Below are 6,835 nucleotides of genomic sequence, written 5' to 3'. Positions count from 1 at the left end.
TTGATCCTGTAACAGGAAAAAAATATTATACCAATATGTTTATCAAGAAAAAACCATAAACATTAGTAAAAAAAAATAGTTTGATTGTTGTTTTGTTTGATTTTGACAGATCGAAAAATCCCGAATATTTCGGGATTTTTTTTATTTTAAATGACCAACCATTTCTTCGGGTTTTACCCAAGCATCAAAATCACTTGGGGAAACATAACCTAACCTGATCGCTTCCTCTTTTAAAGTTGTTCCGTTTTTATGAGCCGTTTGTGCAATTTCAGCCGATTTGTAATATCCAATTTTGGTATTCAAAGCTGTAACAAGCATTAATGAATTATTTACTAATTCTTTGATACGAGTATAATTTGGTTCAATACCACGAGCACAATGTTCCTCAAAAGAAAGACAAGCATCACCGAGTAAATGAGCCGATTGCAAAAAATTTGCCGCCATCATAGGTTTAAAAACATTTAGCTCGTAATGACCTTGCATACCACCCACAGAAATAGCAACATCGTTCCCCATAACTTGTGCGCAAACCATAGTCAAGGCTTCGCATTGTGTTGGATTTACTTTGCCAGGCATAATAGAGGAGCCTGGTTCATTTTCTGGTATTAGGATTTCTCCAATTCCCGAGCGTGGACCAGAAGCCAACATTCTAATATCGTTAGCAATTTTATTTAAAGAAACTGCTAGTTGTTTTAAAACTCCGTGACTTTCAACAATAGCATCATGTGAAGCCAATGCTTCAAATTTATTAGGTGCGGTTACAAATGGATGACCCGTAAACTTGGCAATATATTCAGCTACTTTTACATCATAACCATCGGGTGTGTTAAGTCCAGTTCCAACGGCAGTTCCCCCAAGTGCTACTTCCGACAAATGGGAAAGTGTATTTTTTAATGCTTTAATTCCATAATTTAATTGGGCAACATAGCCTGAAATTTCTTGACCCAATGTCAATGGTGTGGCGTCCATTAAATGCGTTCTTCCAATTTTTACAACATTCATAAATGCCACAGATTTTGAGTTTAAGGTATCTCGTAGTTTTTCAATCCCTGGAATGGTTATTTCTATAACAGCTTTATAGCAGGCAATATGCATTCCTGTTGGAAAAGTATCGTTAGATGATTGTGATTTGTTGACATCGTCATTGGCTTTTACAACTTGTTCGCCTTCGCCAATTTTGAATCCGGAGATAACCTGTGCGCGATTGGCAATAACTTCATTGACATTCATATTGCTTTGTGTTCCAGAACCTGTTTGCCAAATAACTAATGGAAATTCTTCCGTTAATTTTCCCGCTAGGATTTCATCGCAAACGGTTGCTATGGCATCTCTTTTTTCGATTGAAAGTACGCCCAAATCACAGTTGGCATACGCCGCAGCTTTTTTTAAATAAGCAAATCCTTCGATAATTTCTTTTGGCATTGATGCCGATGGGCCAATTTTAAAATTATTTCTGGAACGTTCTGTTTGTGCTCCCCAGTACTTGTTGGCAGGCACTTTTACATCGCCCATTGTATCTTTTTCTATTCTGTAATCCATGGTGTTGTTTGTTTATGTTTAGCCCCGATAGCAGTATAAAATATTGTAACGAATAGCGGGAAATAGCTCCTAAAAATCTTTACAAAATTAGTGATAAAAAGTATTTAAAAAAATTGATTTTGTTTTTTGGTTAGCTTAAATATTCCGCTTACATTTGCGTATAATTCAAAAAAATATTTCAACCATGTTTGAATTTTCTCAATATTTAGGTTTTTTAGCGTTCTTAACTATCTTAACCATTGGTTTTTGGCTGATGATGTTTCTAATCACTTTTATTGTTCCGTATTGGATTTTCGGTGGAGTTAGAGAGTTATGGCAAGAAAGAAAGGCAAAAAAAGCTACTGAACAATCAGTCTAGATTTAGACTATTTCGTTTATTAAAAAAGGTTTCTGATTTATTCAGAAACTTTTTTTTTAGAAATCACCACCTTCATTATCGTCCGATTGATTTTTCTTGTTTTGTTTTTCTTTGGGAGTTTTTTGTTTATTGAAACGATATAGAAACGTTAAATTAATTTGTCGTACTCGCATTTGCATTTCATTATAAGAATTTAGAGAAGCTATATTAGTCTGTGAAATTCTTTTTCTAGAGTTGAAAACGTCATTTATATTGAGTGTCAAAGTTGCTTTATCTTTTAAGACATCTTTACTAAAGGCTAAATTAGCAGCCAAAATTCCTAACGTTTTTCCTTGAGCTGTGTTTTGTGGTGCATTATAAGTGGCATTTGTTTGGCAATCTATTTTAAAGGGTAAAGAAAATCTCGAATTTAATTTTGCAAACCATGAACTTGCCGAAATATTGGTGCTTTGTTTAACAATCTGATTTGAACCTAACAAGTTGTATTGGTAATCGCCTTTGACTTGACTTGAAAAAAAGTTGAAGTTCATATTTAATTTCCACCATTTATAAGGCGAGTAGTTGGCATTAAATTCAAAACCTATTCGATTGTCAGTATCTAAATTTACTGGTGTTGCAATAGTTACTGGAGTTGAAACATTTTGACCGTTTACAACTGCCGTAATTACTTCACCGTTGGGTCTTCTAATAAATTGGAACGGTGCACTTGTTCGGTTGTAATATAGAGATGCTGTAACGGTTGCTTTGTCATATTTCTTTAAAATGCTTAATTCAAAAGCGTCAGTTATCGAAGGATTTATATTAGGATTTCCAACAAAAATATTGATGTTACTGGAGTAGTTTGAAAATGGAGTTAGAAATCGATTACGAGGTCGTGCTATTTTTTTACTGTAATTTAATGAAAATGTAGTTTTTTCGTTGAGTGAGTAGTTCAAAAATGCACTTGGGAAAAAGTTGGTATATTTTTTATTAGTAAAATCATTTGTCGTAATTAAATTAATGTCAATATTGGAATCTTCAAATCGTAGTCCTAATAAATAGGAAAATTTTTTGACAGTTGAACCAAATTGAGCATAAACAGCATTAAACTTTTCTCTGTAGTCAAACACATTAGTATAGTTGGTATAAGGAGTGTAATTCCCAAATGAATCAATACTCCCAACATTATAATTGGTTAATAAACTATTAAAATCCCCTTTATAACCTGTTTCAATTTTACTGTTTTTGCCAATAGGTAACGTGTAATCTACTTGCAATAAATTTCTGCTTTGATTTTGTAAATTATTGGTCGATTCTAGCGTGGTTCCACTTGTAGAATCTCGAAAGGAATTGCTGATAGTGGCATAATCATTATCGGTATTTTTGGAGGTGTTAAAAATTATCGAAAAAACATGTCCGTCTTTTTTAAAATTTTTAATAAAAGTGGAATTGTATTCAAGGTCTTGCGTTTTAGTAAACTGATTTGTAAACCTATTTTGATATAAAATTATATTTGCATCATTAGAAACCAAATTATCGTCTGTTGGGCTGTAACCATTAGCTTTTCTATAAGAAAATGAATTGGTCCAAGTGGTTGATTTATCTAAAAACCAATCGGTACCAAAACCATAATTAAATCCACGACGACCATTTCTTCTTTCAATTTGTTCGTCAATAGTTTTCGAGATATTTCCTGTATTGTCTAGATATTGTGTATTATTTAATGTTCGTCCTCTTGATTCGCTATCGCTATATCCAAAAGAAGAAAACAAATTAAATTGTTTTGTTTTAAAATTGAGGACTTCAGTCGTATTATAATTTCTTGGATCTCCAGCCGTTATTGAGATTGTGCCGTTGATTCCTTGATTTTTTCCTTTTTTTAAAATGATATTAATAATTCCTGCGCTGCTCTCGGCATCATATCTTGCCGATGGATTTGATATTATTTCAATTTTTTCTAGTGAATCTGCGGGAATAGATTTTAAGGCATCTGATATATTAATGGCAGTTGCGGGTCTTCCGTCTATAAAAATCTTGACATTATCATTTCCTCTCAAACTTACATTGCCATCGCCATCAACGGTTACAGAAGGGACATTATCTAAAACATCGCTAGCAGTTCCTCCTTTTGCGGTTAAATCTTGTCCAACATTGTATACTTTTTTATCAAGTTTAATTTCTACGGATGATTTTTCTGCGGTAACTACAACTTCTTTCAATTGTGTTGCATCATCTTCTAGATATGTTGTTCCTAAATTTGTTGATTCACTCAACTGTTTCTGACTAATAACTAACGGTTTAAACGATATAAATTCTAATGTAATGTCATAAACTCCGGGAATAACATCAATATTATACTCACCCCCACCATCGGTAATTCCTCCAAAAATTAATTTTGGATTTTTGCTATTTTTGAATGAAACTGTAGCGTATTCAAGGGGTAGCTTACTATTTTTTTCAATAATTTTTCCGGTTATCGTTATTTTTTTACTTTCAGGTTTTTGTTGTCCAAAAGTAGTTATTGACGTCATTAATACCATCAGTAAAAGAAAGCGCAAGTTTTTCATAAATATTTTTTTCAACTTCAGCGACAAAATTATCCTTTACAATTTTAAACCTGTCCTAATTGTTTGTTAAAAAATCTTTGATTTTGACGGCTTCTCTGCCAATTATAGCTTCTTCACCATCTATTATTATAGGTCTTTCCATCAAAATGGGATAAGTAGCTATAGCAGAAATAATTGCCTCGTCGTTAAGTAATTTCCCTTTATAATTATCTATCCAAATGGTTTCTTTTTGTCGAACTAATTCAAGAGGTTTTAAATTTAGTTTTTTGAGCATTGTTTTTATTTCCAATGCGGTAAGCGGGTTTTTTATATAATCGATGATTTCAAATTGTATGTTAGCATCATTTAAAAAAACCAGACAATTTCTAGATTTTCCACATCTAGGATTATGAAGTATTTGTAACATCTTTTTTTTACAAAGTACTATATTTTTAAATAGAAAAAACTTAATTTAGGCGAAAGAAAAAAACCTATGTTTTTAGAAAATGGCTTTTTGCCACAAAACAAATTTTGGAAATATTTAGTAGGTTCCTTTATAATTATCCTTGCATCGACCATAGGTCAGATTCCTTGGGTAATTGCTGTAGCTATTAAATCGTTTAAAACGGGAAAACCATTTCCAACTGCAGAAAAGACAATGATGAACTTTTTAAATTTAAACACTACTTTGTTTTTGTTGTTATTTTCTTTTGTAGTGGCTTTTGTTGCTATTATTTTGGTTATTAAATATCTGCATAAACAAACGCTATTATCAGTCACAACATCAAGAGAAAAAATAGATTGGGGTCGAATTTTGTTTTCCTTTTTTTTATGGGGAAGCTTTACTGCAGGTTCCACGTTGCTTATGTATTATTATGCTCCATATAATTTTGTATATAATTTCAAACCTATTCCTTTTTTAATTTTGGCACTTATAGGAACACTTTTAATACCTATTCAAACCAGTACCGAAGAGTATGTTTTTAGAGGTTATTTGATGCAAGGTTTTGCGGTTTTGTCAAAAAATAGATGGTTTCCTTTAGTGCTTACTTCCCTGATTTTTGGTTCTATGCATATTGCCAATCCCGAGGTCGAAAAAATGGGTTACATCATCTTAGTATATTATATAGGAACGGGTTTTTTTCTTGGGATAATTACTTTAATGGATGAAGGAATGGAGCTAGCACTGGGGTTTCATGCTGCAAATAATTTAATCACCGCATTATTGGTAACTTCAGAATGGTCAGCCTTTCAGACGAATTCTGTTTTTAAAGATGTTTCTGCACCATCGGCAGGGTTTGAAATTTTGATTCCAGTTTTTATTATTTTTCCGATACTATTATTTATCTTTAGTAAAAAATATAATTGGTCTAACTGGAAAGAAAAACTTACTGGAACGATTGAAATTAAAAATTTAGAATCCACACAAAAATTTGATTACAATGAATAGTCCAACTTACGAAAATGTTCACAATCAGTTTAAATTGAATGGCTTTCACCTTGATAGAGAAGATTTATGTCGGGTTGCTTATAGTTTTATTAAAGAAGGAGAAGATTTTGAAAAACCTGTTGGTGATTTTCTTTTAGATTGGTTTGATAGCAAAAGTTATATAGAAATGCAAACTTCTGGCACAACTGGAGCTCCAAAAACAATATCGGTGAAAAAACAAGCTATGGTTGATTCTGCATTGGCAACCGGTGATTTTTTTGATATTATTCCCGGAAATAAAGCATTACAATGTCTGCCTGTAAAATATGTTGCCGGAAAAATGATGTTAGTTCGTGCTATGATTTTAGGTCTTGATTTAGAGTTTGTGGCACCAAGTTCACATCCCTTAAAGAATAACGAGATCACTTTTGATTTTGTTGCTATGGTACCTTTACAAGCCCAAAATTCTTTATCAGAATTAAAGAAAGTGAAAAAAATGATTGTTGGTGGAGCCGCAGTGAGTAAAACATTAGAAAAACAATTGTTAAAATTGCCAACAGAAGTTTTTGAAACCTACGGAATGACCGAAACCATTACTCATATTGCTGCCAGAAGATTAGGAGAAAAAGCCTTTACGGTGTTACCAAATGTTACTATTTCCTATGACGAACGAAATTGTTTAGTCATTCATGCTCCCAGAATTTCCTCTGAAGTGATTATTACTAACGATATTGTAGAATTGATTAATGAAAATCAGTTTATATTTTTGGGACGAATGGATAACGTAATAAATAGTGGTGGAATTAAATTGATACCAGAGCAAATAGAAGAAAAATTAGCAGGTAAAATCAATCAACGGTTCTTTATTACTTCTAAACCTGATGACGAATTAGGAGAAAAAGTTATTTTGGTCATCGAAGGCAATACTCAAAATTATGATGATCTACTTTATGAAGAGTTGGACAAATATGAAAAGCCAAAAGA

Annotated in this window: 6 protein-coding genes; 3 read left to right on the top strand and 3 right to left on the bottom strand. The window is 32.4% G+C overall.

From position 1 onward, the window contains the following. Positions 1–141: 141 nt before the first annotated feature. Complete coding sequence (gene fumC, locus Q0Q96_RS04690) at positions 142–1,539, bottom strand: class II fumarate hydratase (RefSeq protein ID WP_293872076.1); 1,398 nt, start codon at positions 1,537–1,539, stop codon at positions 142–144. A gap of 184 nt (positions 1,540–1,723) precedes the next feature. On the opposite strand from fumC, the gene Q0Q96_RS04685 reads away from it, so the two are divergent. After that, on the top strand, positions 1,724–1,897 hold the full coding sequence (locus Q0Q96_RS04685) for a hypothetical protein (RefSeq protein WP_293872075.1): 174 nt from the start codon (positions 1,724–1,726) through the stop codon (positions 1,895–1,897). 56 nt (positions 1,898–1,953) lie between these two features. Here Q0Q96_RS04685 and Q0Q96_RS04680 read toward each other — a convergent pair whose 3' ends face one another. Together Q0Q96_RS04680 and Q0Q96_RS04675 are read right to left on the bottom strand one after the other, a co-directional pair. After that, positions 1,954–4,443, bottom strand: coding sequence for an outer membrane beta-barrel family protein (locus tag Q0Q96_RS04680; RefSeq protein WP_293872074.1), 2,490 nt, complete (start codon positions 4,441–4,443; stop codon positions 1,954–1,956). A 55-nt stretch (positions 4,444–4,498) separates the two neighbouring features. Then, the gene (locus Q0Q96_RS04675; protein ID WP_293872073.1) at positions 4,499–4,849 is read right to left on the bottom strand and encodes an ArsC/Spx/MgsR family protein; all 351 of its coding nucleotides are present in this window, start codon (positions 4,847–4,849) and stop codon (positions 4,499–4,501) included. Positions 4,850–4,915: 66 nt separating this feature from the next. On the opposite strand from Q0Q96_RS04675, the gene Q0Q96_RS04670 reads away from it, so the two are divergent. Together Q0Q96_RS04670 and Q0Q96_RS04665 are read left to right on the top strand one after the other, a co-directional pair. Beyond that, a complete protein-coding gene (locus Q0Q96_RS04670) occupies positions 4,916–5,872 on the top strand; it encodes a CPBP family intramembrane glutamic endopeptidase (protein ID WP_293872072.1) in 957 nt (318 codons plus the stop codon). Then, positions 5,865–6,835: AMP-binding protein (locus Q0Q96_RS04665; RefSeq protein WP_293872071.1), on the top strand; the 971-nt coding region annotated here is incomplete at its 3' end. The genes Q0Q96_RS04670 and Q0Q96_RS04665, both read left to right, overlap by 8 nt.

It is taken from the genome of Flavobacterium sp., assembly GCF_025352015.1.
Lineage (GTDB): Bacteria > Bacteroidota > Bacteroidia > Flavobacteriales > Flavobacteriaceae > Flavobacterium.
Note: the sequence above shows the minus strand (reverse complement) of the source record. Positions and strands in the feature narration are given on the sequence as shown.